17 protein-coding genes and 2 pseudogenes are annotated in these 24,413 nt (G+C 65.0%); 7 read left to right on the plus strand and 12 right to left on the minus strand.

Going from position 1 to position 24,413, the window contains the following annotated elements; translation table 11 throughout:
* Position 1: 1 nt before the first annotated feature.
* The 5 genes from LOY51_RS18865 to LOY51_RS18885 form a co-directional block, all read right to left on the minus strand.
* Positions 2–403 carry a type II toxin-antitoxin system MqsA family antitoxin gene (locus LOY51_RS18865; RefSeq protein ID WP_125859468.1) on the minus strand — a complete coding sequence of 134 codons (402 nt, stop codon included), beginning with the start codon at positions 401–403 and terminating at the stop codon, positions 2–4.
* Between the two features lie 2 nt (positions 404–405).
* Positions 406–702 carry a type II toxin-antitoxin system MqsR family toxin gene (locus LOY51_RS18870; RefSeq protein ID WP_258642575.1) on the minus strand — a complete coding sequence of 99 codons (297 nt, stop codon included), beginning with the start codon at positions 700–702 and terminating at the stop codon, positions 406–408.
* Positions 703–796: 94 nt separating this feature from the next.
* The gene (locus tag LOY51_RS18875; RefSeq protein ID WP_258642576.1) at positions 797–2,122 is read right to left on the minus strand and encodes an MFS transporter; all 1,326 of its coding nucleotides are present in this window, start codon (positions 2,120–2,122) and stop codon (positions 797–799) included.
* A gap of 61 nt (positions 2,123–2,183) precedes the next feature.
* Complete coding sequence (locus LOY51_RS18880) at positions 2,184–2,669, minus strand: histidine kinase (protein WP_125464903.1); 486 nt, start codon at positions 2,667–2,669, stop codon at positions 2,184–2,186.
* Between the two features lie 168 nt (positions 2,670–2,837).
* Positions 2,838–3,314, minus strand: coding sequence for a sigma-70 family RNA polymerase sigma factor (locus tag LOY51_RS18885; RefSeq protein WP_125464904.1), 477 nt, complete (start codon positions 3,312–3,314; stop codon positions 2,838–2,840).
* Positions 3,315–3,532: 218 nt separating this feature from the next.
* Here LOY51_RS18885 and LOY51_RS18890 point away from each other — a divergent pair, with 218 nt between their 5' ends.
* Genes LOY51_RS18890 through LOY51_RS18900 form a run of 3 tightly spaced genes read left to right on the plus strand, consistent with a single transcriptional unit; the run spans position 3,533 to position 8,099 of the window.
* Complete coding sequence (locus tag LOY51_RS18890) at positions 3,533–4,708, plus strand: efflux RND transporter periplasmic adaptor subunit (RefSeq protein WP_258642578.1); 1,176 nt, start codon at positions 3,533–3,535, stop codon at positions 4,706–4,708.
* 1 nt (position 4,709) lies between these two features.
* Positions 4,710–6,674 carry a MacB family efflux pump subunit gene (locus LOY51_RS18895; RefSeq protein WP_258642579.1) on the plus strand — a complete coding sequence of 655 codons (1,965 nt, stop codon included), beginning with the start codon at positions 4,710–4,712 and terminating at the stop codon, positions 6,672–6,674.
* A gap of 3 nt (positions 6,675–6,677) precedes the next feature.
* Positions 6,678–8,099 (plus strand): efflux transporter outer membrane subunit, encoded by a 1,422-nt coding sequence (locus tag LOY51_RS18900; protein WP_258642580.1) that lies wholly within the window; start codon positions 6,678–6,680, stop codon positions 8,097–8,099.
* A gap of 191 nt (positions 8,100–8,290) precedes the next feature.
* Here LOY51_RS18900 and pvdP read toward each other — a convergent pair whose 3' ends face one another.
* Positions 8,291–9,913, minus strand: a complete 1,623-nt coding sequence (gene pvdP / locus LOY51_RS18905; protein WP_258642582.1) for a pyoverdine maturation tyrosinase PvdP — start codon at positions 9,911–9,913, stop codon at positions 8,291–8,293.
* 122 nt (positions 9,914–10,035) lie between these two features.
* Here pvdP and LOY51_RS18910 point away from each other — a divergent pair, with 122 nt between their 5' ends.
* Positions 10,036–10,968, plus strand: coding sequence for a siderophore-interacting protein (locus LOY51_RS18910; RefSeq protein WP_258642584.1), 933 nt, complete (start codon positions 10,036–10,038; stop codon positions 10,966–10,968).
* Positions 10,969–11,017: 49 nt separating this feature from the next.
* On the opposite strand, the gene LOY51_RS18915 is transcribed toward LOY51_RS18910, so the two are convergent.
* The 6 genes and pseudogenes from LOY51_RS18915 to LOY51_RS18940 all read right to left on the minus strand — a co-directional run.
* Positions 11,018–12,418 (minus strand): aspartate aminotransferase family protein, encoded by a 1,401-nt coding sequence (locus LOY51_RS18915; protein ID WP_125859476.1) that lies wholly within the window; start codon positions 12,416–12,418, stop codon positions 11,018–11,020.
* Positions 12,419–12,621: 203 nt separating this feature from the next.
* On the minus strand, positions 12,622–13,944 hold the full coding sequence (locus tag LOY51_RS18920; protein ID WP_125859477.1) for an ATP-binding protein: 1,323 nt from the start codon (positions 13,942–13,944) through the stop codon (positions 12,622–12,624).
* Positions 13,941–14,624 (minus strand): response regulator, encoded by a 684-nt coding sequence (locus LOY51_RS18925; RefSeq protein WP_110994018.1) that lies wholly within the window; start codon positions 14,622–14,624, stop codon positions 13,941–13,943. Before LOY51_RS18925 ends, LOY51_RS18920 begins: the two co-directional genes overlap by 4 nt.
* 119 nt (positions 14,625–14,743) lie before the next feature.
* A pseudogene (locus LOY51_RS18930) lies at positions 14,744–15,240 on the minus strand (RHS repeat-associated core domain-containing protein); the annotation flags it as partial.
* Between the two features lie 145 nt (positions 15,241–15,385).
* Positions 15,386–15,931, minus strand: coding sequence for a hypothetical protein (locus LOY51_RS18935; protein ID WP_258642587.1), 546 nt, complete (start codon positions 15,929–15,931; stop codon positions 15,386–15,388).
* A gap of 347 nt (positions 15,932–16,278) precedes the next feature.
* Positions 16,279–20,621 (minus strand): annotated as a pseudogene (locus tag LOY51_RS18940) (RHS repeat-associated core domain-containing protein); the annotation flags it as partial.
* A gap of 381 nt (positions 20,622–21,002) precedes the next feature.
* On the opposite strand from LOY51_RS18940, the gene dsbD reads away from it, so the two are divergent.
* The 3 genes from dsbD to dsbG are packed head-to-tail and all read left to right on the plus strand — an operon-like array spanning position 21,003 to position 24,311.
* The gene (gene dsbD, locus LOY51_RS18945) at positions 21,003–22,721 is read left to right on the plus strand and encodes a protein-disulfide reductase DsbD (RefSeq protein WP_258642589.1); all 1,719 of its coding nucleotides are present in this window, start codon (positions 21,003–21,005) and stop codon (positions 22,719–22,721) included.
* A complete protein-coding gene (locus LOY51_RS18950) occupies positions 22,721–23,551 on the plus strand; it encodes a TlpA family protein disulfide reductase (RefSeq protein WP_258642591.1) in 831 nt (276 codons plus the stop codon). Before dsbD ends, LOY51_RS18950 begins: the two co-directional genes overlap by 1 nt.
* Position 23,552: 1 nt before the next feature.
* Positions 23,553–24,311 carry a thiol:disulfide interchange protein DsbG gene (gene dsbG / locus LOY51_RS18955; RefSeq protein ID WP_258642593.1) on the plus strand — a complete coding sequence of 253 codons (759 nt, stop codon included), beginning with the start codon at positions 23,553–23,555 and terminating at the stop codon, positions 24,309–24,311.
* The last annotated feature ends 102 nt before the right edge of the window (positions 24,312–24,413 follow it).

Here is a 24,413-nt window from a genome sequence, read left to right on the forward strand (position 1 = left end):
ATCAGGCGGTCCTGACTTCCTCGAACAGCTCGGGGTGGCGGTCGAGCAGCTTGAACAGCTTGATCAACGCCACTGGCGGCGTGGTTTTACCATTTTCGTAGCGGGAAAAGGCGTTGACCCCACCACCGAAAATCTCACCCGCCTCGCGCTGGTCCAGGTCGAATTTCTTGCGCACGGCGCTGATGAAAGCTGGATCAACCGCGGCCGCATTGACCCGACGCTCAAAGGCCGACATCTGTTCACTGACACGCATGGCTTCGTCGTGGCTCAGGACCGCCTCACCACAGGCAGAGCAGTAGTCGCCGCTGACGCCCTGGATCAGAGTCGACTCTCCTTTGTAGCGGTAGGGCATGTCCTGAATATCTGGCGCAAGCTCCGCACCACCGCAGATCGGGCATCTCATGATTACAGCTCCTTGAAGGACACGATGAGCACGTCATCGACCACTGACAGTTTCAGGTAAACGTAGCCGACTGCCGTGAGCGGACGGTATATGTCCTGCCAGACGCGGTGTTCCGTATAGCAGGTCATGCTTTTGTAAAAATCAGTGCGTTCCAGACTGCTGATCACATCGAGCATTCCTGGGTAATCCAGGCCCAGAGACCTGGCACCTCTTAATGCAGCGAAGGTCGGACTGATCCGCTTTACAGCAAGCAGCGCTTTTACCCGATCAAGTGGACAGTGAGGCACTCTCTTTTCCATGAGAAATTAACCTTTCAGGTTAAATCTGGCTAATAGGTTATTCCAATAACCCCCGCCCGGAAGTCTGCCTCAACACCCCACAGCCACTACCACTTCATTTGTCACCACACATGATCGGCATGGGCTCCGCACCGAATGCCAACGGCTCACGACGCCCGAAATACAACGACGTCAGCGCCCCGACCGTGCCCATGATCAGACAAAAGCCGACACACACCCACGGGCTCCACGGCATCAGCGCAATCAACGCCAACGGCGTGGTACTGGCCCACAGGGCGTAGGCGATGTTGTAGGTGAACGAAATCCCCGACACCCGGATCTGCGCCGGGAACAGCCCGACCATCACCGACGGCACCACCCCCACCACCCCACAGGACAGCCCGGCCAGCGCGTAGGCCAGCCAGGTCATGCCCCACTGCCCGACCAGGCTGGCGTACAACGCGCCGATGCCCAGCGGCAGCACCAGGCTGTAGATCATCAATGCACGCCAGGCGCCGATGCGGTCGACCAGCAACCCGGCCAGCACGCAACCAATGTTGAGAAAGACGATACCCACGCTACTCAAGGCAAAGGTGTGCCCGGCCGTCATGCCGAAACGCTGCTGCATCACCGTCGGCGTGATCACCACCAGCACCACCACTGCCGAGGTCAGCACACAGGTCAGCAACACCGCCGGAATCAGTGCCCGGCGATGCTCGCCAAGCACACTGCGCAGCGGGAAGGCCACCGGCTGTTCCCGCTGTTCACGCAGGGCAAGAAACACCGGTGTCTCGCTCAGCCAGCGGCGTAGCCACACACCGATCACGCCGAACACGCCGCCCAGCAGGAACGGGTAGCGCCAGGCGTAATCGAGTATCTCCTGCGCTGTATAAAGCTGCGCCAGCAGCGTCGCAGTCAGCGCGCCCAGCAGATAGCCAAAGGTCAGCCCCGCCTGCAGAAAGCCAAGCGCATAGCCTCGCCGCCCGGCCGGCGCATGCTCGGCGACGAAGGTCCAGGCACTGGGCACCTCGCCCCCCACCGCAGCCCCTTGCAGGATGCGCAGGGCCAACAGGATCAGCGGCGCGGCGTAGCCGATGTCGGCGTAGGTCGGCATCACGCCGATCAACAGGCACGGCAATGCCATCATCAGGATGCTCAGGCTGAACACCCGCTTGCGCCCCAGGTGGTCGGCGAAATGGGCCATGAGGATGCCGCCCAAAGGCCGCGCCAGGTACCCGGTGACGAAAATCCCGAAGCTTTGCAGCAACCGCAGCCACTCTGGCATCTCGGGCGGGAAGAACAGCTGGCTGAGGGTCAGCGCAAAAAACACGAAGATGATGAAATCGTAGATTTCCAGGGCGCCGCCCAGCGCCGCCAGGCCCAGGGTCCGGTGGTCGCCGCGGCTGAAGCCGGGCGCGCGGGGGTTATCGATGGCAGTCATGGCAGGTCCGCAGATCGGCAAAAGGCCAAGAGGATAGCAAATGCCGTTAACGGGGGCCGAGTCAGGAACTGCGGCTGAAAACGGTCTGGCCGAAATTCATTCGCCGCTTGCCATAGCCGGCTGCGCCGCAAAGGCTGGCCGGCAAGGGTACCTGCCCGACCACCACCGGCAGGTCGATGATCGCCATGAACGACCCTAACGCTTCGCAATCAGGCACGCTTGGCAGGCTGACGCTCACGGCCTGTCGCTCGCTCTGCGGCACGGCAGGCACCTTCAGTTGCTGCGAGTGATACAACAAAGCGTGCTGGATCTGCGTACTGACCCGGCAGAAGCGCGCCAGGTCGACGCCCGCATGGCTGGCCAGTTCGATGTTGCCAACCAACAGGTTGAACGGCAGCAGGGCACTGTGCACCAGACGCTGCAGATCGTCGAAGCTCTCCACCGGGGCGATGCGGTAATACCCCAGGCCATTGAGCAGCCGCTCCAGTTGCAGACGCTGGTCGGGGTGTTCGTCAGCGATGAGGATGCGCAGGGATTTGTTGGGCATCGTCCGCACCTGGCCGCAAGGTAATGAATGGGCTCCATGACCGTACTGCGCCAGAACAGGCAAACGTCAGGCAGGCCGCCTGATCGGGTCTTTATTGATAGTTGTCTTGAAACAAGTGGAAATCAAGTTGCCAGCACAGGAAATTTTCACCTGCCCTTCACGGCGTCTTCACGACTCCCACTGACGCATGCGCAAGCGACAGTGCTTCATGGCATTGACGATGTGCTTCTCCACCAGGCTGCGGGAAATGCCCAGGCGCTCGGCAATCTGCGGGTGCGACAGGCCATCGAGCTTGCGCAACAGGAAGCAGTCACGGCACACCGCGCTCAACTCATCCAGGGCTTGCTGCATCAAGGCCAGGCGCTGATCCTGCTGCATGCTTTGGGTCAGTGCCGGGCTATGCCAGCGCTCGTCGCTATCTAGCACCTCCAGCGGCTCGGCCTGGCGCACCAGGTGGCGCCGGTGGCGATCGACCACCAGGTTCAGCGCGGTGCGGTACAGGAACGCCCGCGGGTGCTCGATCTGCTCGCCCTCGGTACGCTCCAGCACCCGCAGGTAAGCGTCATGGGCCACATCTTCCGCCGCCTGGCGATTGCCCAGGCGCGCAGAGAGAAAGCTCACCAATTCGCGATAGTAGTGTTCCACGACGGTACCTGGCCTTTCCCTGCGCAAACGCTGACATGGCATGGGCAGCGGATAGGAGTGAAGTAAGCGAACGATCTTACAAATTATAATTATTCTCAGCAACATCGATACTGGCCTTTCGCCCGGTTAAATCGGCACGCAGCAGGTTCGTTTAACTGGCACCCCCGAGCGCGCCGTGCATGGCCGCGCCCGGCCACTCCCTTCGGCTGGAAGCCCGCATGACACGCACAACCGCCCCCCGTCGCCGTCTGCTTATTGCAGCCTTGGGCCTGCTTGGCCTGGGCAGCCTGCTGGCCTGGACCACCTTGCCCCTGGGCGGTGCGCCGGTCAGCACCGTGCCGGTGACCCGCGCCGATATCGAAAGCAGCGTCACCGCCCTCGGCACTCTGCAACCGCGTCGCTATGTCGACGTCGGTGCCCAGGCGTCCGGGCAGATCCGCAAGTTGCATGTCGAGGCCGGCGATGAAGTCCGCGAAGGCCAGTTGCTGGTGGAGATCGACCCCTCCACGCAAAAGGCCAAGCTCGACGCCGGCCGCTACTCCATCGAAAACCTCAAGGCGCAACTCGCCGAGCAACGCGCCCAGTACCTCCTGGCCCAGCAGCAACACCAGCGTCAGCGCGACCTGGCCGCCGCTGGCGCCAGCCGCCAGGAAGACCTGCAAACCGCCCAGGCCCAGCTGAAAGTGACCCAGGCCCGCATCGACATGTACCAGGCACAGATCCTCCAGGCCCAGGCCAGCCTGCGCAGTGACGAGGCGGAGCTTGGCTACACGCGCATCTATGCCCCCATGAGCGGCACCGTGGTGGCCGTGGACGCCCGCGAAGGCCAGACCCTCAATGCCCAGCAACAGACCCCACTGATCCTGCGCATCGCCAAACTGTCACCGATGACCGTCTGGGCCCAGGTATCCGAAGCCGACATCGGCAAGGTCAAACCCGGCATGACCGCCTATTTCACCACCCTTGCAGGCGGCAAACGCCGCTGGGCCAGCACCGTGCGCCAGATCCTGCCGATCCCGCCCAAGCCGCTGGATCAAAGCGCCCAGGGCGGCGGCAGCCCGGCCAGCGCCACGGCCGGCACCACCGGCAGCAAAGTGGTGCAGTACACCGTACTGCTCGACGTCGACAACCCCGACGGCGCCCTGATGGCCGAGATGACCACCCAGGTGTTCTTCGTCGCCGGCCAGGCCAGCCAGGTGCTCAGCGCCCCGCTGGCCGCGCTGGAAGACACGCCGGAGGACGGCCTGCGCCTGGCCCAGGTACTCAAGGCCGACGGCAAGGTCGAGGCACGCCAGGTACGCATCGGCCTGAGCGACCGCCTGCGCGTACAGATCCTCGACGGCCTGCACGAAGGTGAACGCCTGGTGATCGGCTCGCCGACCAGCGGGGGTTGAGATGAGCACGCCCCTGATCGAATTGAGCGACATCTACAAGGCCTACGGCGGCATCGACTCACCGAAAGTCGAGGTGCTGCGCGGCATCAGCCTGAGCATCCACCCCGGCGAGTTCGTCGCCATCGTCGGCGCTTCGGGCTCCGGCAAGTCGACCCTGATGAACATCCTGGGCTGCCTCGACCGCCCGACTTCCGGCAGCTACCGCTTCGCCGGCCGCGACGTGGCCGAGCTGGACGGCGACGAACTGGCCTGGCTGCGCCGCGAGGCGTTCGGCTTCGTGTTCCAGGGCTATCACCTGATCCCTTCGGGCTCGGCCCAGGAAAACGTCGAGATGCCGGCCATCTATGCCGGCACGCCACCGGCCGAACGTCATGCACGCGCCCATGCCCTGCTCGAACGCCTGGGCCTGGCAAGCCGCACCGGCAATCGCCCGCACCAGCTCTCAGGCGGGCAGCAACAACGCGTGTCGATCGCCCGGGCATTGATGAACGGCGGCCATATCATCCTCGCCGACGAACCCACCGGCGCCCTCGACAGCCACAGCGGCGCCGAAGTGATGGCCCTGCTCGACGAGCTGGCCAGCCAGGGCCACGTGATCATCCTGATCACCCACGACCGCGAAGTGGCTGCCCGCGCCCAACGGGTGATCGAGGTGCGCGACGGCCAGGTGGTCAGCGATTCGGCCGCCGAGCAGGCGGCCAGCGTACCCACCCGCCACCTGCAGGCCGACGACCTGCGGCAACGCCTGGACAGCGGCGCCAGCCATAAAGGTGCCTGGAAAGGCGAAATGCTCGAGTCGCTGCAAGCCGCCTGGAGGGTGATGTGGGTCAACCGTTTTCGTACCGCGCTCACCCTGCTCGGTATCGTCATCGGCGTGGCCTCGGTGGTGGTCATGCTGGCGGTCGGCGAAGGCAGCAAACGCCAGGTGATGGCGCAGATGGCCGCCTTCGGTTCGAACATTCTCTACCTCAACGGCAAACGCGCGACCGAGCGCGAACCCGCAGGCATCGTCACCCTCGACGATGTGGCCGCCATCGCCGAACTGCCCCAGGTGAAACACGTCATGCCGGTGATCGGCGACAAGCTGATGGTGCGTCAGGGCAACAACAGCCAGCAGTTCTATGTAGGCGGCAACAACACCTGGTTCCCCGAGATCTTCAATTGGCCGGTGGTCGAAGGCAGCTTCTACAGCGAGGCCGACGAAGCCAGCGGCGCAGCCGTGGCGGTGATCGGCCAGAAGGTCCGCAACAAGATGTTCGGCGAGCAGAGCAACCCGCTCGGCCAATACCTGCTGATCGGCAACGTGCCGTTCCAGGTGATCGGCGTGCTGCAGGCCAAGGGCGCCAGCTCCGGCAGCGAGGACAGCGACGAGCGCATCGTGGTGCCCTACTCGGCCGCCGCCATCCGCCTGTTCGGCAGCGGCGACCCCGAATACATCGCCATCGCCGCCCAGGACTCCAGCCGGGTGCACCAGACCGAACAGGCGATCGAGCACCTGCTGCGCCAGCGCCACCAGGGCAAGCACGATTTCGAGCTGACCAACGACGCCGCGCTGATCCAGGCCGAGGCGCGCACCCAGAACAGCCTGTCGCTGATGCTCGGGGCGATCGCCGCGATATCCCTGCTGGTCGGTGGCATCGGCGTGATGAACATCATGCTCATGACCGTGCGCGAACGCACCCGCGAGATCGGCATCCGCATGGCCACCGGTGCCCGCCAGCGCGACATCCTGCGCCAGTTCCTCACCGAAGCAGTGATGCTGTCGATGGTCGGCGGCGTCACCGGCATCCTCCTCGCCCTGGCCATCGGCGGCAGCCTGCTACTGGCCGATATCGCCGTGGCCTTCGCCCTGCCCGCGATCATCGGCGCCTTCGCCTGCGCCGTGGTCACCGGCGTGGTGTTCGGCTTCATGCCGGCCCGCAAGGCCGCCCGCCTAGACCCGGTCAAAGCCCTTACCAGCGAATAATCCATGACGATCCCCAGCCGCATCAGCCTGTTGACCCTGAGCCTGTTCCTGGCCGCCTGCAGCACCCCGCCGCCACCGGCGTCGGGCATCGACGCCCCAGCCGCCTGGCAAGGCGCCGCCGAAACGGCGCAACCCTGGCCGGACGGCCATTGGTGGCGCGCCTTCGCCAGCCCAGTGCTTGACCAGTTGATCGAACGCGCCCGGCAAAACAGCTACGACCTCGCCGCCGCCACCGCCCGGGTGCGCCAGGCCCAGGCCAGCGCGGTGATCGCCGGCGCCCCCTTGCTGCCGGAACTGCAGCTGGGCCTGGATGCCAGCCGCCAGCGCCTGCTGCGCGGTGACGGCAACGACCAGCTCGACGCCAGCAGCAGCGAACGCACCAGCACCTCGTTCGGTACCCGCCTGAGCGCCAGCTACGAGATCGACTTCTGGGGTGGCCTGCGCGCCGCTCGCGACAGCGCCCTGCGTAGCCTGGACGCCAGCCGCTTCGAGCGCCAGACCGTCGAACTGACCTTGGTCAGCGCCGTGGCCGACAGTTACCTGCAGGGCCTGGCCCTGGAGGAGCAATTGCGCATCGCCCGCCTCAACCTCGACAACGCCCGCGATGTGCTCGGCCTGGTCGAGACCCGCGAACGCGCCGGCTCCGCCACCCGCCTGGAACTGGCCCAGCAGCGCAGCCTGGTGGCCGCCCAGGAGCGCCAGCTGCCGCTGCTCGAACAGCGCCGCCAGGACAACCGCATCACCCTGGCCACCCTGCTGGGTGAACCAGTGCAGGCACTGCCCGCTGGCAACGAGGTGATCGGCGCGCTGCGCTGGCCAGTGATCGGTAGCGGCGTGCCCAGCGAACTGCTGAGCCGACGCCCCGACATAGCCGCCGCCGAAGCCCGCCTGGCCGCCGCCAGCGCCGACGTACAGGTCGCCAGGGCCGCCATGCTGCCGCGCCTGGTCCTGGGCGCCAACCTTGGCAGCGGCTCCAGGACCTTTGCCAATATTTTCGACAGCCCCTACTACACCCTCACCGCCGGCCTTACCGCGCCCATCTTCAACAATGGCCGCCTGCGCGCCCAGCGCGAGCTGGCCAGCGCCGAGCAGCAGGAGCTGCTGGAGACATACCGCAGCAGCATCCTGGCCGGTTTTTCCGATGTCGAGAAAGCCCTCAACGCCATCAGTGGCGTGGAGCGCCAGCGCCAGTGGCAAGACCAGGAAGTGCAGCAGGCGCGCATCGCCTTCGACCTCGCCCAGCAGCGTTATGCCGCCGGTGCCGAGACCTTGCTGAGCGTGCTGGAAACCCAACGCACCCTGTACCTGGCCCAGGATGAGCAGGCGCAACTGTACCTGGCACGACTGCAAGGCAGCGTGGCGTTGTACAAGGCGTTGGGTGGGGGGTGGCAGGCGCCGCAGGCGTTGGCCGAGGCTCGGCCATAATCCGCCGCCCCTCGTAGGAGCAACTGTCTTACTCAACTGCTAAAGCTAGCGCGATCCCTGTGGGAGCGGGCTTGCCCCGCGAAAGGGCCGTGCAGCGGCCCCAGCGATTTCTGCCTTTACACCGAAACCTGGGGCTGCCCTGCATCCCTTTCGCGGCACAAGGCCGCCCCTAAAGAGGGCGGGCTACCCCATCAAGTCGCGATGTTCTTCATCGACAGGTGCCGCGCATACCAGGGCCGTTGCGGCACCTTGCGCAGCAGCCCGTCGATCTTGTCGTCTTCACCGAAGGTGATGCGCAAGGCCAGTTTCATCACCTCCACGTCCATCTCGACCGATTTGCCCGGGCGCGTGCCCGGCTCGGTGCTGCAGCCATGGGTATCGGGCCCCAGCCACGGGTCATCGACCTCCACCCAGCGGCCAGGGGCGAACCAGGCCACACCATTGACTTGCTGGCGCCGAACCTGGCCAGGGTGATAGCGCTCGTGGGCGCGGAACCAGTCCTCGATGCGGTCGTCGATCCAGCCATGGAAGGCCCAGAACACCGGGTTGACGTGGGACGAGAACGGGTCGCCGAGAAAATCGTTTTCACGCTCGAACCAGCGCGCGGCGAAGTCCGCAGGGTCACGGGCAAAGGGCACCGGCGCGCCGTTGATCGGGTCACGCGGCACCGACGCCCAGCACATGTGCAACCAGTCGTGCAGGTTCATCTCAAGCTCGGAGCCAAAGGCCCCCAGCGACAGCTTCGACAGGTACTGCGGGTCCTGGTACTGCGACTCCCACACCTGGAAGTTGCTGCAGAACGTCTCACCTGCCTTGATCGCCGCCACCCACTGGCCGTAGGCCTCGTCCTCGGGCGCCTGCCAACTGGGCGGCACACGGTGGCCGTCGTGGTTGTCGTGGTAGCGAGCGAAGCCTGCGCGGTCGTACTCCACGCTCGGTTGCGGCAACGGGAAGCGCTGCCACGACGGCAGGTCCTGCAGGGTGCGGGCATGCATCAGCATGTGCCGATGCATGAACAGGAAGTCGATGCCTGAACCATTGCGGTGCTTGCGCGGGCCACGGGCATCGCGCTCGCGGTCGCGCGGGCCGGGCTGCCAGCCCAGGCCACGCAGCGCGTTGTGCTTCTCCACGGGCAGCTTGTGCCACTGATCGCGGGTCGCGTGCCAGAGCTGGTGGAACAGCCGATGCTCGGCGCCGATCACCCAGTCCTGCATCTGCGCGGTGTAGGGCAGGCGCTCGCGCGCTTCGGGGAATGGCCGCTTCACCGCGACAAAGCGGCTGTCCTGCAACGGCAGCGTCAGCGGGCGGTCCAGGCGTTGAATGCGGCCGCTGAGGGTGCCTGGGCCGGCATTGGCAAAGGTGCCCCACACCTCATCGAGGCTGGCCACGCACTCATAGCCCGGGCCGCCGTGCAGGCCGACCAAGCGCCAGCGCACCTGGCCGCTGCTGGCACCCACCAGGTCGCCAAGCACACGGTAGGCCGCCTCGCCGTCGCCACGCAGGCGTTCGCCGATATCGACGAAGCCCCGCAGCCCGCGGCCCTTGGTGGCGACATCGAGGAACATCTCCACGCCTTCCTTGGGCAGGCCATCAAGGCCACCATCGGCGCCGGCAAAGCGGATGTCCCAGACCCCGCGCAGCAAGTCCGCCAGCACCTGCCCGGCGGCGTCGGCCAGCTCCACGCTGGCCTCGCCCGGCGTGACCACATCGTCCTGCGGGTCGTGGGTCAGTTCCTTGTGCGCGTAATAGGCCGCCGTGCCGGCAGCGCCCGCTACCGCCAGGCCTGCGATGAATCCTCGTCGAGAAATTGTCATTGCGCCTCAATCCGTCTCCGCGTGACGCGGCTTCTATCCAAGCTAGGACGGATGTCGGCCGGGTAAATTTAGCGGCCGAGGCGCTCGTCTGTTGAGTATCTCCCGTTGCCAGAGGTACCCCCATGACCTCCCTGCTTGCCCGCCTGATCCGCCCCAGCAAGGCCACCACCTACCGGATCTTCGACATCGAGCTCAAGGCCATCGTGGCCCTGAGCCCTTCGCTGTGCCGCTTCGTCTTCAGCGGCCCTGACGTGGCCCAGATGACCACCCTGGCTCCCGACCAGCGCATCAAGCTGTTCTTCCCCACTCCTGCGGGCGCTGCGCCCAACCTGCCCAAGGACGGCCAGTGGCAACAGGCACGCCGCCACCTGGCGCCGCAGGACACGCCACCGATGCGCACCTACACCATTCGCGCCCTGCGCCGCGAAGCCTGTGAAGTGGATGTGGACTTCGTCCTGCATGGGGTGAACGGCCCGGCATCGGCCTGGGCGACCAGCGCCCGCATGGGTGACCGGCTGCAGATGGTCGCCCCCAACCTGGCCTATGCCGGCGACCCGGGCGGCTACGAATGGAAGCCCCCGCACGACGCCCGGCACATTCTGCTGGTGGGCGACGAAACCGCCCTGCCGGCCATCGCCGGCATCCTCGAACAGCTGGCCGACCAGGCCCCTGAGCTGGCGGTAGAAGCTTTTATCGAAGTGCCCCTGGAAGACGACTGCCTGCCCCTGCGCCACAGCCCGGCAACCCGCCTGCACTGGCTGCCCCGTGACCTGCTGCGCAGCGAGCACGGCCAGGCCATGCGTCACGCCGTACAAGAGCTGGCCAGCCTGCCCGCTGCGCGCAGCACAGCGTCGGACACGCTGGAAGACGTGGACATCGACACACAGCTGCTGTGGGAACTGGCCAGCGGCGAGAGCAATGGCTTCCATGCCTGGATCGCTGGTGAATCAGGGGCGGTGATGGACATCCGCCGACACCTGATCAAGACGCGCGGCCTGCCACGCGAGAGCCTGACCCTGATGGGCTACTGGCGCGCCGGCCGGGTACTGGACTGAAAAGCACTGGGGCCGCATTACGCGGCCCCAGTGCTTGTCACGGTTCGCTTCAACGTGCAGCAACCGCCGCCCGCACCGCTTCGGCAAAACGCCCGGCCACTTCGTCGATCTGCTCGGCGCTGATGATCAACGGCGGCAGGAAGCGCACCACCGCGCCATGCCGCCCGCCCAGTTCGAGGATCAAACCACGGCGCAGGCATTCACGCTGCACCTTCGGCGCCAGGGTGCGACAGGCCGGCGGATGGCCTTGGGCGTCGAGTTTGCCGGCCGGATCCACCAGCTCGACCCCCAGCATCAAGCCACGGCCACGAATGTCGCCCAGCTGCGGATAATCCTGCTGCAGGCGCTGCAGGTGGCCACGCAAGCGCTGACCCATGGCTTCGGCGTGCTCGCACAGACGGTGCTCGACCAGGTAGTTGATCACCGCCGAGCCTGCGGCCATGGCCATCTGGTTGCCGCGGAAGGTGCCGGCATGGGCACCCGGCGACCACTGGTCGAGCCAGTCGCGATAGACCATCACCGCCAGCGGCAGGCTGCCGCCGATGGCTTTCGATAGCGTGACCACATCCGGGACGATGCCGGCATGCTCGAAGGCGAACATCCGCCCGGTACGGGCAAAGCCGCTCTGGATCTCATCGACGATCAGCGCCACCCCGGCCTGCTCGGTGATCCGGCGCAGGCCGCGCAGCCACTCGATGTCCGCCGGGATCACGCCGCCTTCGCCCTGCACCACCTCGACGATCACTGCCGCTGGCAGTGCAACACCGGCCTCGGGATCGTTCAGCAGGTTTTCCAGGTAATGCAGGTTGGCGCGCACGCCCGCCTCACCGCCCAGACCGAACGGGCAACGGTAGTCGTAAGGGTATGGAAGGAACTGCACGCCATTGTTGAGCAGCGCGCCCAGCGGCTTTTTCGGCCCCAGGCTGCCCATCAGGCTCAGCGCGCCCTGGGTCATGCCGTGGTAGGCCCCCTGGAACGCCAGCACCGTGCTGCGCCCGGTGGCGGTGCGCACCAGCTTCAGTGCGGCTTCCACCGCATCGGTACCGGTCGGGCCGCAGAACTGGATCTTCGCCTCGTTGCGCAGCGCCTCGGGCAGCACCCCGAACAGGTCCTGGACGAAACGGTCCTTGACCGGGGTGGTCAGGTCCAGAGTGTGCAGCGGCAGCTCATCGGCCAGCACCCGCTGGATCGCCTCGGTCACCACCGGGTGGTTGTGCCCCAGCGCCAGGGTGCCGGCGCCGGCCAGGCAGTCGATGAACTGGCGGCCCTCGACGTCCTCGACGTAGAGGCCACGGGCGCGCTTGAGCGCCAGCGGGATGCGCCGCGGGTAGCTGCGCGCGTTGGACTCCTGCTGCTGCTGGCGCAGCAGCAGCGGTGAGTCCGTGAATTCATACAAGGCCTGCGGCGCGCTGGCCGGCAGAACCTGAGCAAGGCTGGAAGCGGTCGACATCGGAAAAACCCTCGCAAGCAAGCGAATGTGCCCGCCACGCCCCTGTAACCGGATGTGTGTCGGGTTGTTATCGCTTGGAAAACGCTTGGGCGAGGTACGGATTTAGCGGTTGCTGCGGGATTTGTTAGGGCAGTGCCGCTCCCACAGGCGGACATGCAAGTTCATTGTGGGAGCCGGCTTGCCGGCGATGAAGCCAACGCCGATCACTTGACCGAGCGCGCCGGCACGTTCAACCACACCCGCAATCCATCGGCCTGGCTGTCGAAACGCAGGCTGCCCGCGCAACGCTGGGCAATGGCCTGGACGATCGCCAGGCCCAGGCCACAACCGCCGCTCTGGCTGTTGCGCCAGAAGCGTTCGGTGAGGTGTTCGAGGTCTTCCTGGGCGATGCCCGGGCCATGGTCGCGCACCATGAAACCCACCTGTCCATCCCGCGCCTGCACTTCCAGCTCCACCGCCGCATCGCCCCCGTGGCGCAAGGCGTTGTCCAGCAGGTTACGCAGCGCCGCCACCGCCAAGGGCGCCGGCATGCCGAGGTAGACCTTGGCCGCCTCTTCCGGCAAGCGCAGCAGGATGCGCCGGTTATCACCACCGCCTGCGTCCTGAACCGCCTGCAAGGCCACCTGCTCGGCGCTGCACTGCACGCCGTCGTCGAACGACAGGCTGCCCTCGACCCGGGCCAGCATCAGCAGTTGTTCCAGCGTGCGGTGCATGCGGTCGGTGCCCTGCTCGGCGTGCTCCAGCGCCTGCTCGCGTACCGCGCCGTCGGTCATGCGGGCCACCTGCAGGTGGGTCTTGATCGCGGTCAGCGGACTGCGCAGCTCGTGGGCGGCATCGTCGGTCAGGCGCCGCTCGCGCTCGAGGGTCTGGGCGATGCGCAGGAACAGCTGGTTCTGGGTGTCGAGCAACGGCTGCAGTTCGCTGGGCAGGCCCGCCACCTGCAACGGCTCGACACTGTCGGCGCGCCGCCTGCGCAACGCGTCGCGCATACGGTTGAGCGGTTCCAGGCCCTTGCCCAGACCGATCCACAGCAACCCCAGGCTACCCAGCAAAGCCATCAGCACCGGCGCCGAGGCGGCCAGCAGTATCGACTGGTTCAGCGCTTCGCGCTCCTGGTGGCGGTCAGCCGTGGTGATCCGCACATCGCCGTGGTTGTAGGTGAAGGTGCGCCAGGAGGCGCCTTCGATGGTCTGGTCACGGAAGCCGCTGCGCTGGTCGTCCATCGCCCCGTCATGCTTGTGGTTGCTGGCCAGCACCTCACCGCGCAGCGAGCTGACCTGGCAGGCCATGCCGTCCGGCACGCTCAGCTGGTCGGCGGCAAAATGCGCCTCCTCGCCCTTGGCCGCCAACGGCTGCGGCAACTGGTCGATGAGCCCGGCGACCATGCGTGCCGAGGCCACCAGGCGTTGGTCGAGGGAGAACATCATCTGCTGGCGCAGGTCGCGCAGCATCCACGCCGCCGCCAACGCCCAGATGACGATGAACACGCTGCCAAGGATCAGCGACAGCCGCACCCGCAGGCTCATGACGAAGCCCCCTCGGGCGCCTGCGCCGGCCCCAGCCGATAGCCCAGCCCACGCACCGTCTCGACGATGCCATTGCCCAATTTGCGCCGCAGGTGATGGATATGCACGTTCAACGCATTGCTCTCGACCTCGTCGCTGAAGCCGTAGACGCAGTCCTTGAGCTGTTCGCTGGACAGCACCCGCCCGGGGTTCTGCAACAGCGCCTGCAACAGTGCCTGCTCGCGCCGCGACAGGTCGACCGGCTGCCCGGCCAGGGTGGCCATGCAACTGCTCGGGTCATAGCACAGCGGGCCATGCTCGATCACGTTCACCGCCCGCCCCGCCACCCGCCGCACCAGGGTGTGCAGGCGCGCCGCCAGCTCGCGCAGGTCGAACGGCTTGAGCAGGTAGTCGTCGGCGCCAGCCTGCAGCCCGTCGACCCGGTCGCTGACCGCGTCCCGCGCGGTCAGCACCAGCACCGGCAGCGCCTCGCCCTGCTGGCGCAGGCGGCGCAGCAGCTTCAGGCCGTCCTCGTCGGGCAGGCCCAGGTCGAGGATCATCACATCGAACTGCGCGGCCTGCAGCATCTGCCGCGCCTGCGACGCATTGCCCACCCGGTCGACGGTGAAGCCCTGGGCCGTGAGCCCGGCGCAGATGCCGCTGGCGATCAGGTCGTCGTCCTCGCAGAGCAGAACGTGCATGGTGGGGGCTCCTAGGGTGGGGAAGCGGGTATTGCACAGGGGGGGGATTAAGTGGGGATTATCGTATCGCCTTCATCCTGCGGCGGCGAACTTTCCCAGGCGAGCGTGTCGCCTTCTCAACCATAGAGGGTGATACCACAACCCAGCTCGCGCTGGCGTTTGGCCCGCTGCATCCGGTTCCAGCCGCTGCCCGAACGGGGATCGTCCTGATAGCGTGCACTCGAGTGTTTATGCAGGCGGCGGCCCAGGGCGTCGTAGCTGTAGACCACGCTGAGTTTGCTGTCGTCAAAGCGAGTCAGGCGGTCGAACAGGTCCCAGGTCAGGCGCGCCTTGTCGCCGTTATGCAGGCGGTGGACGAGGTTGCCGCGCTCGTCGTACTGATAGTGGGTACCGGCGTACTCGCGCAGCAGGTTGTCCATGCGCTTGTTATAGCGGGGGTCGCTTTCCAGCGGGCGGTTGAGTTGCTGGGCTTTGTCGTCCAGCAGGTTGCCGCCGGATCGAAGGCGATGGTCTCAACACCAAGATGGCTGGTGGATTGAAGCAGGCGACCAACGGGATCGTATTGATAGACCAGATAGCCACGGCGAGTGTCGTGGATATCGGTCAGCTGGTGGGCCACTTAGCGGTACAGCTCATCGCACTCATAGGCCAGCAGCATCTTGACGCTGTTGCACATCTCTCGACGCACTAAATACAGGTGCACCATTTTATTCCGGAACAGAGCACGTAGTGATAGTAACTTCGTGGGCCAATTTTATATATCAGGGCAATATTTTCGGCAAATAGCCCGAACTAGCATTTAGAGGCTTCCTAACCCCAAAGCCTAAAAACAGATGCCAATTTTTACCAGACACCAGCGCACCTTCCGTCCAATAATAATTATCCCAAAGCCCACCTACTCCACCTTCAGAGCTGACAACCCCTTTATTCGCGCACTTCCTGAGCAACTTACTCAACGCTTTTCCAACCATTTTTTCATTTTCAGATGAGTCGCCTTTAAAAATGGTCGCACCAATAGCATTTTCATCATCGCGCCCATAAGTCACATCAACAAAACCCACGATATCAGCACGACCGACTTCTGCTCTAGGCTTATCTGAAAACGTAAAGTCTTTCTTTGCCCCGATTAAAATTCGGGGCTTTCGAGATGAATTAATTAAAGACTCGCTACCAGCACCCAACGACTCGATAAGCGCGAAGGGCTCTTCAGAACTGGCAGACATGAACAAGTCAAGCCCCGACTCCTCTTTAAGCTTATTAACGAGAGAAGCATACTCTGCAAAAGTAATAAATATTGTCTTTTCCACAGATCACCTTAAGGACACGGCCTATTGTAAGCACGGAACTGCACCTCATCTGGAATATCTTTACCTTGAGTCTTCGTCCTCAAATCCTCCATTGCCTTCTGCTCACGAGCCACTGGCGTTACACCATCCGCCTTGACTTTTCCTACGTTGCCGTAAACTAATTTACCGTCGGCGTCTTCGTAGATGATATCGGGCCGCCTTTTCCCTTTGTTACCTACCGGCGTGTTCACTGCCGTCTCTTTAAGAATGCCTCCACCCGCGATTACCGCACCACCAGAAGCCTCCACCTCTCGCCCCCACGCCGCAATAACCTGATTATGCGGCCCTTCACCATTAGTTTTCGGCCCCCGTTTCGCCAACCCAAGTGGATCTATCCAGTCAACAGGGTTCGGCGTATACGCAAAAAGGTTCAATCCACCAAAGTAGCTGATCGGATCTTGGTTGATGAACCGCCCGACCCTCGGATCATAGTACCGATAGCGGTTGTAATGCAGCCCGGTCTCGTGATCGTGGTACTGCCCCTGGAAGCGAATCGGGTTGGTCATCCCGACCTGCCTGGCCCACGCCGAGCGCGCCTCGCGTACTTCACCCCAAGCCTTGTACTGCGCCGTCCACGCCACCTCACCGTTGTGGTCGGTGAGTTCCATCGGTGTACCGAGGTGATCGCACTGGTACCAAACAATCAAATCGAACGGCTGCGCCTTGACCTCGGTGTGCCACAACGGATCCTGATCGAAATCATATTCCCGACCGCGCCAGTCCGGCTGGCGTAGCAGGCGAATCGGCGCCTTGCGCAGTGCCTGGACCACCGGCACGAAACTGCCCGGCTCGTACAGGTAGTGCACGGTGCGTCCGGTCTCGCCTTCGTCTTGCGGCGGCGAGCTTCCCAGGCGAGGGTGTCGCCATCCCAGCCGTAAAGGGTGTAGCCGCAGCCCAGCTCACGCTGGCGCTTGGCTCGCTGCATGCGGTTCCAGCCGCTGCCCGAACGGGGATCGTCCTGATAGCGTGCACTCGAGTGTTTATGCAGGCGGCGGCCCAGGGCGTCGTAGCTGTAGACCACGCTGAGCTTGCTGTCGTCAAAGCGAGTCAGCCGGTCGAACAGGTCCCAGGTCAGGCGCGCCTTGTCGCCGTTATGCAGGCGGTGGACGAGGTTGCCGCGCTCGTCGTACTGGTAATGGGTGCCGGCGTACTCGCGCAGCAGGTTGTCCATCCGCTTGTTGCGGCGCGGGTCGCGTTCCAGCGGGCGGTTGAGCTGCTGGGCGTTGTCGTCCAGCAGGTTGCCGGCCGGGTCGAAGGCAAAGGTCTCGACGCCCAGGCGGCTGGCAGCTTGCAGCAACCGTCCCACCGGATCGTATTGATAGGCCAGATGGCCACGGCGGGTGTCGTGGATATCGGTCAGTTGGCCGACTGCATCGTATTGATACTGGCGCTTGAGCAGAGTGGACTTGCCGTCATGGCTGCCCAGCAGTTGTTCCTGTAAACGGCCTGCCGGGTCCCAGGCCTGGGTCTGCATCAACTGGTTGCCTTGATGGCGGACCACTTCGCGGTGCAGGTCGTCACGCTCGTAGGCCAACAGTTCGTGCTGGTCGAGGGTCATGCCCAACACATGGCCGCTGCCGTAGGTGAGCACGCTGACCTTGTGCCCGTCCGGGCGAATCGTCGAAACACGATGATTGAGGGCGTCGTACGCGTGCTGCCACACCGCGACCATCGGCACGTCAGTCTTGAAGTAGTACTGGTGCTCGCGGGTCAGGTTGCCGGCTTCATCAAAGAACCACTGCAGCTTGCTGTCGGCGTTGACGGCCTGGACCAGCTTGCCGTTACCGTCGTAGGCAAAGGTTTCTTCCTGGCGCTGGTCGCCCAGGCTCGCCACCCGCGAGGCCAGGCGCCCCACGGCATCGAAGGTGATATCGATCCGGCGTTGGCCGACCTGCGTGCTGGCCAGCCGGCCGCTGTCCGGGTCGTACCGGTAGCGCGTCACCAGGCCATCGAAGCCCTTTTCTTCCAGCAAACGACCCACCGGGTCGTGGAGGAAGGTGGCCTTGCTCTCGTTCTCGTTCTCCAGCCCGATCAAGCGGCCCAGCTTGTCCCAGCGGTAACGCACCGTGTGCTCGGCAGCATCCACGCGTTCAGCAAGCAGCCCCGCCGTGTTGTAAGACCAAGTGGTGCAGCGGTCCAGGGCATCGGCGTGGGCCAGCAGGCGGCCTTCGGCATCACGTTCGAAGCGCTCTTCGGTGTTGTCCGGATGAATGACTTTCGCCAGCTGGCCGGCGTTGTATTCATAGGCGGTCTTGCTGCCGGCGGCATCGGTGAACAGCACCAGACGGCCGAGATCGTCGTATTCCCACTGACTGGTCTTGCCTGAACAGTCGGTGTACTCGACCAACTGATCCGCCGCGTTGTACGCCAGTTTCTTTTCGTTGCCCGTTGCATCCTTGATCGCCTTGACCAAGCCCGAGGGCGTGTAGGCGTATTCGGTCCTGTTACCCAGCGGGTCGGTGGCTTCGATCAGGTTGCCCTTGAGGTCATAATCGCTCAGCCACAGACCGCCTTCAGCTTCGCGGATCTTGATCGGGCGCCGCCTGGCATCCCGAGCGATATGGACCTGGCTGTGATCGGCGCGGATATGGCGAACGACACTGCCCTGTTCGTCATAGTCGTAGCGGTCCTCACTGCCGTCAGCGTGTACATGGCGTACCACGTTCTTGCGCTCGTCACGGAAAATCCATTCCGAGCGCTCGTCAGGATGCCGTACACGGTAAAGGTGGCCGAGGATGTCGTAGTAGTACCAAGTCTCCTGGCCGTGGGCGTCGGTGACGTAGGTCAGGCGAATGTTTTCGTCCCACTCCAGGCGGGTGTCGTAGCTGCCGTCGTCGGCCCACTCATGAATAGCCTTGGCGTGGGCGCTGCTACCGTCCCATTCCAGGTTCATGCCGCGACCGGTACGGTCGGTGTAGCGAGTCACCAGGTGATGCTGGTACTGGTAGTGCCAGGCCGCGCCGTTCTCGTCCTGGGCGGCAGTCAGATCGCCTTGGTCATCGTAGTGGTAGGCGCACAACTGACGCAGCGGCTGGCCGTCGCGCATTTCCCACAGGCCGGTGATATGGCCGCGTTCGTCGATCAGGGTGCCGAGGTGGCGCAGCACATTCTTCACGTCGCCCTGGAAGGTGATGATGTCGGACAGCACCGGGCGGCCTTCGTGGCGATGCTCGTAGTGCAGCATGCAGCCGGCGTCGTTCCCCAGCAGGATCTTGCGCAGGTAATAGCGATCGCCCACGCGCAGGTAGTACTCCTTGCGATCGAATCCGCGGCAGATCACCAACTCGTTATCACGGCTGCGCACCAGCAGCAGGTCTTCGATGGCGTTGTACAACGCTTTCTCCACCTTGGGAGTTTCAAAAGCGTGGCTGCGCCCATCGTAATCGTGGAACAGCAACCCCATGCCCACCACATCGATACGCGTAGTGAACGGTGTGACCCAACGCGCACCCAGGCAACCTTGGTCGAATTCGGCAAGACGCGAGTGGTAGATGCGCTGCCATTCGATGGGGAAGGCCCCAGGCAAGCTGAAGTCGGTGTGGATGATGAATTCCGAGCCTAGGGCAAAGCTGATGCTGCGACCCGTGGTGGGTTTGGGGGTTGGTCTCGGTAGTGGGCAACTTGCCTGGATAGGACTCGGCGTCTGCTCAGCCGGCGCCTGCTTGCCACTGACCGCCAACTGCCCCTTGCTTTGCTCACGCTCCACCTTGGTCACGGCATCCGGCTTGGCTACCCCCGGCTGGCCGTTCCTGTTGCGCTTGCGAAAGCCCTTAACCGCGCCGTCCAGCACGTTGAGCATCCAGCCGATGCTCATCTGTGTGCCCGGGTCGGCCAGCTTGTTCAACTGCTGGGCCATCTCCGGGCCCAGGGCGCGCAACTGGCCGGTGTTGGCCAGCATTTTGGTCTTGATTTCGTCCGGCAGCAGCTTGCTGGTCGCGCTGTTGGCCAGGCCCTTGCCGGCCGCCTTGTAGGCGCTGTGCACCGCACCGAAGAAATTGCTGATCGCGGTCTTGGGGTCGTAGAGCAACTGATCGCTCGCCGCCGCCATCTGCCTGCTGACCGCCGCTTTGTCGCCCCTGGCATCCAGCTGGCCGAGCACCACCTTCTCCAGGCCATCGGCGATCTCGCCGGTCACCTTGGTGCCGAGCGCACCGGCGTCGGCGAGGATCTCGGCAATCTTCGGCTGGGCCTGTTGGACGAAGTCATCGATGGTGCCGGCAATCGTCGCATTCAGGTGCCCGCTCAACACCGTGATCAGCGAATCGCCCAGCAGCATCTTGGCGCTGTTGCGCAGCTCCTGGCGCACCAGGAACAGCGTTGGCCGCAGGCTCATGCGCGCGGCGGCCATGGTCGGCGGCGTCGGCAGCACGCCGATCAGGTTGATGCCCAGGCTCACCCAGTCGAGCAGTTGGCGGTTCTTGCTCTTGACCAGGGTCACCACGTCGCCCAGGGCGTCGACCAGGGCCATGATGTTGCCCACCACCGGCAGGGCGCCGGCCACGGTCTTGATCCGTTCGAGGGTGACGTAGCCAGCGCTGACCGATTGCAACCAGGCGTCGAAAGCGGCGGCGCCACGGCCAACGTCCTTGACATCGATGGTGTTGAGCGGGGCGACGGCGACCTGCGGTTCGCGCTGCTTGGCGTCGCTCATGCCAGCGCCTCGCGGCTCGGCAGGCCCTTGGCCGGTTTAGAGGTCGAAAACAGCGAGGGCCATTGCCCTGCCCGCTTTGTAAAGATAGCGGCCATCGTGGCGCGTGTTGCCATGTGCAGCTCTCCATGCGTGAACACTGTGCCCCGGTGATCCCACCCAGGCCAAAACAGGAAGGGAAAAGATACCGGGGAGGCTCACAGAGAGAGCGTCAGGAAATTCCTGATAGAGTGAAGGACGCTTCCTGCGTGACAGCTGAATCGCTCATGTCGGCGGCAGCAGTAGATAGATCGCCGCTATTACTCCGCCCTATCCCCCGTTTAACCTTCAGTTAATACCCCCCGGCCAGCATGGCCCCACTCCAAGCTCTGCCAAGGCCTCGACATGCGTGTGCTCCTGCTCTTCCTGACCTTCCTGCTCGCCGGCCCGCTTCAGGCCAACTCGTTTGCCGCCAAACCGGACTTCCTGCCGGTGAACCAGGCCTTCGTGCTGACCCACGACCGCCTCGCCGACGGCCAGGTGCGCCTGCATTTCCAGATCCAGGACGGCTATTACCTCTACCAGAAGCGCCTGAAGTTCGACGGCCTGCCGCCTGAGCAGCACCCGCAACTGCCCCAGGCTGAAAACCATCACGACGAGTTCTTCGGCGACAGCGCGGTGTACCGCACCGAGTTGGAGCTGCTGTTGCCGGCCAACGCCAGTGGCGAGCTGCGCCTGGGCTGGCAGGGCTGCGCCGACGCCGGGCTGTGCTACCCGCCGCAAACCACGCCGATCGCCCTGGGTGGCACGCAGGCGCCGACGCCGGGCGCTGAGCAGGCCAGCGACCAGGCCCTGGCCGGCACGCTGCAGCAGAGCACCCTGGCCTGGAGCCTGCTGGCATTCTTCGGCCTGGGCCTGCTGTTGGCCTTCACCCCCTGTTCGCTGCCGATGCTGCCGATCCTCGCCGGGCTGGTCATGGGCAATGGCGCCAGCGCCCGCCGTGGCTGGGTGCTGGCCGGCGTGTATGTGCTGAGCATGGCGCTGGTGTATGCCGCGCTGGGGGTGATCGCCGCGCTGCTGGGCGCCAGCCTGCAGGCCTGGTTGCAGCAGCCGTGGCTGCTGGGCAGCCTGGCGGCGCTGTTCGTGCTGCTGGCCCTGCCGATGTTCGGGGCCTTCGAGTTGCAGCTGCCGGCGGCGCTGCGTGATCGCCTGGACCGCGCCGGGCAAGGCACCCGCGGCGGCAACCTGTATGGCGCGGCATTGCTCGGCGCGTTGTCGGGCTTGCTGATGGGCCCGTGCATGACCGCGCCGCTGGCGGGCGCGCTGCTGTACATCGCGCAAAGCGGCGATGTGCTGCACGGGGCGCTGGTGCTGTTCAGCCTCGGGCTGGGCATGGGCGTGCCGCTGATGTTGCTGGTGACCCTGGGCAACCGCTACCTGCCGCGCCCGGGCGCCTGGATGAACCTGGTCAAGGGCCTGTTCGGCTTCGTGTTCCTGGCCATGGCCCTGTACACCGTGCGCACCCTGCTGGCCGAGCCCTTGCTGCTGGCCCTGGCCGGCGCCTGGCTGATCGCTCTGGGCTGGGCCGCCTGGCCGGCCCTGCATCGTTTACCTGCCCTGCGCGCGGTGCCGCTGCTGGGGGCCCTGTGGGGCGGCCTGCTGCTGGTCGGTGCGGCGGCGGGTGGCAGCAACCTGTGGCAGCCGTTGCAGCCCTTCGCGGGCAATACCCAAAGTGCCGCCCAGGCCAGCGCGCATGACGCCTTCGTCACGGTCAGCAACCCCGTCGACCTGCAGCGCGAGCTCGACGCCGCCAAGACCCGTGGCCAGTGGGTGCTGGTGGACTACTATGCCGACTGGTGTGTGTCGTGCAAGGTCATGGAAAAACAGGTGTTTGGCCGTGCCGATGTACAGGCCAGCCTCGCTGGCGTGCACCTGCTGCGCCTGGACGTCACCGCCGACTCGCCGGCCAGCCGCGAGCTGCTGCAGCGCTACCAGGTGCCAGGCCCGCCCAGCCTGATCTGGGTCGGCCCGGAAGGCGACGAACGCCGCGCCCGACGCATCACCGGCGAAATCGACGCCGCCGGTTTCCTGCAACACTGGGCCCAGACCAGGAGCCAAGGCTGATGCTGACCGTCACCCTCGGGCCATTGACCATGGCCCTGAATCACCTGCTGTTGCTCGCGGCGCTGGGCATCGCCTGCCTGGTCGGCTGGCGCGTGGCCAAGCGCGGTGGCGAGAACCCCGAGTCAGCGTTGTTCAATGTGTTTCTGCTGGGTTTGCTGTGTGCCCGTTTGGGCTTCGTCCTGGCCTACTGGCCGATGTACCGCGACGAGCCGCTGCAAGTCATCGATATCCGCGACGGTGGTTTCCTGCTCTGGGGCGGCCTGTTCGGCATCGTCCTGGGCACGCTCTGGCAGGGCTGGCGTCGCCCCGGCCTGCGCCGCCCACTGGGCTGGGCGCTGGCCAGCGGCGCGCTGTTCTGGGTGCTCGGCAGCCTAGGCAGCCACCTGTACAGCAAGGGCACGGAGCTTCCGCCGTTGACCCTGCGCGACAACCGCGGCCAGGCCGTGGCGCTGCACGACTACCGTGGGCGCCCGCTGGTAATCAACATCTGGGCCACCTGGTGTCCACCTTGCCGCCGGGAAATGCCGGTGTTGCAGCAAGCCCAGCACGACTACCCCCACGTGACCTTCCTGTTCGTCAACCAGGGCGAAACCCCGGAGAACGTCAGCACCTTCATGGCCACCACCGGCCTGATGCTGTCCCATGTGCTGTTCGACGGCAGCGGCGAGCTGGCGCGCAAGGTCGGCTCCATGGCCCTGCCCACCACCCTGTTCTACAACGCCGAAGGGCGGCTGGTCGGCAGCCACCTGGGCGAGTTGTCGCGGGCCAGCCTGCGCCACGCCCTGGAACCCTTCGACCGCGCCGACGCGCCCGCCCCACAAGGAAACTGACATGCGATTGAATGCCCTGCTGCCCCTCACCCTCGCCTTGCTGGCCGCCCCCGCGCTGCAGGCCGAAGAACTGCCCAAAGCGATCCAGCAACTGCAAGCCAAGGGCGCGGTGATCAAAGGCAGCTTCAATGCCCCCGACGGCCTGCGCGGCTACGCCGCCGAGTACCAGAACAACGGCATCGCCCTGTACCTCACCCCCGACGGCAAGCACGTGCTGGTGGGCAGCCTGTTCGACGAGCAAGGCAAGGACCTCAGCGCCGAGCCCCTGGAGAAACTGGTGTACGCCCCGATGAGCAAGGCCATCTGGGCGAAGATGGAGAAGACCGCCTGGATCGCCGACGGCAAGGCCGACGCACCGCGCATCGTCTACCTGTTCAGCGACCCCAACTGCCCGTACTGCAACATGTTCTGGCAGCAGGCCCGGCCGTGGGTCGAGTCGGGCAAGGTGCAACTGCGCCATATCATGGTCGGCATCATTCGCGAGGACAGCCCGGGCAAGTCCGCCGCCCTGCTGGCCGCCAAGGACCCGAGCAAGGCCTTGCTGGCCCATGAGTCGGCGGGCAAGGCGAGCACGCTCAAGCCACTGGAGAAGGTGCCGGAGGCGGTGCAGAAGAAGCTCGATGGCAACCAGGCGCTGATGGAAGAGCTGGGGCTGGCGGCAACGCCGGCGATTTTCTTCCAGGACGAGCATGGCCAATTGCAGAGCCAGCAAGGGGCGCCGCGGCCGGAGATGCTGGGCAAGATACTCGGCAAACGTTGATTAGTCGCAGTCCTGTGCTGGCCCCTTCGCGGGTAAACCCGCTCCCACAGATACACCGCTGGATTGAAGATTGCGGTGTACCTGTGGGAGCGGGTTTACCCG

Source organism: Pseudomonas sichuanensis (assembly GCF_024749065.1).
Taxonomy (GTDB): Bacteria; Pseudomonadota; Gammaproteobacteria; order Pseudomonadales; family Pseudomonadaceae; genus Aquipseudomonas; species Aquipseudomonas sichuanensis.

Excerpts from the sequence above, each read along its gene's own strand:
- LOY51_RS18920 (WP_125859477.1), bottom strand. The coding sequence starts at position 13,944 with ATGAGCCTGCGGGTGCGGCTGTCGCTGATCCTTGGCAGCGTGTTCATC.
- LOY51_RS18915 (WP_125859476.1), bottom strand. The coding sequence starts at position 12,418 with ATGTCGACCGCTTCCAGCCTTGCTCAGGTTCTGCCGGCCAGCGCGCCG.
- LOY51_RS18865 (WP_125859468.1), bottom strand. The coding sequence starts at position 403 with ATGAGATGCCCGATCTGCGGTGGTGCGGAGCTTGCGCCAGATATTCAG.
- LOY51_RS18910 (WP_258642584.1), top strand. The coding sequence starts at position 10,036 with ATGACCTCCCTGCTTGCCCGCCTGATCCGCCCCAGCAAGGCCACCACC.
- LOY51_RS18880 (WP_125464903.1), bottom strand. The coding sequence starts at position 2,669 with ATGCCCAACAAATCCCTGCGCATCCTCATCGCTGACGAACACCCCGAC.
- LOY51_RS18890 (WP_258642578.1), top strand. The coding sequence starts at position 3,533 with ATGACACGCACAACCGCCCCCCGTCGCCGTCTGCTTATTGCAGCCTTG.
- LOY51_RS18870 (WP_258642575.1), bottom strand. The coding sequence starts at position 702 with ATGGAAAAGAGAGTGCCTCACTGTCCACTTGATCGGGTAAAAGCGCTG.
- dsbG (WP_258642593.1), top strand. The coding sequence starts at position 23,553 with ATGCGATTGAATGCCCTGCTGCCCCTCACCCTCGCCTTGCTGGCCGCC.
- pvdP (WP_258642582.1), bottom strand. The coding sequence starts at position 9,913 with ATGACAATTTCTCGACGAGGATTCATCGCAGGCCTGGCGGTAGCGGGC.
- LOY51_RS18900 (WP_258642580.1), top strand. The coding sequence starts at position 6,678 with ATGACGATCCCCAGCCGCATCAGCCTGTTGACCCTGAGCCTGTTCCTG.
- LOY51_RS18895 (WP_258642579.1), top strand. The coding sequence starts at position 4,710 with ATGAGCACGCCCCTGATCGAATTGAGCGACATCTACAAGGCCTACGGC.
- LOY51_RS18950 (WP_258642591.1), top strand. The coding sequence starts at position 22,721 with ATGCTGACCGTCACCCTCGGGCCATTGACCATGGCCCTGAATCACCTG.
- LOY51_RS18875 (WP_258642576.1), bottom strand. The coding sequence starts at position 2,122 with ATGACTGCCATCGATAACCCCCGCGCGCCCGGCTTCAGCCGCGGCGAC.
- dsbD (WP_258642589.1), top strand. The coding sequence starts at position 21,003 with ATGCGTGTGCTCCTGCTCTTCCTGACCTTCCTGCTCGCCGGCCCGCTT.
- LOY51_RS18925 (WP_110994018.1), bottom strand. The coding sequence starts at position 14,624 with ATGCACGTTCTGCTCTGCGAGGACGACGACCTGATCGCCAGCGGCATC.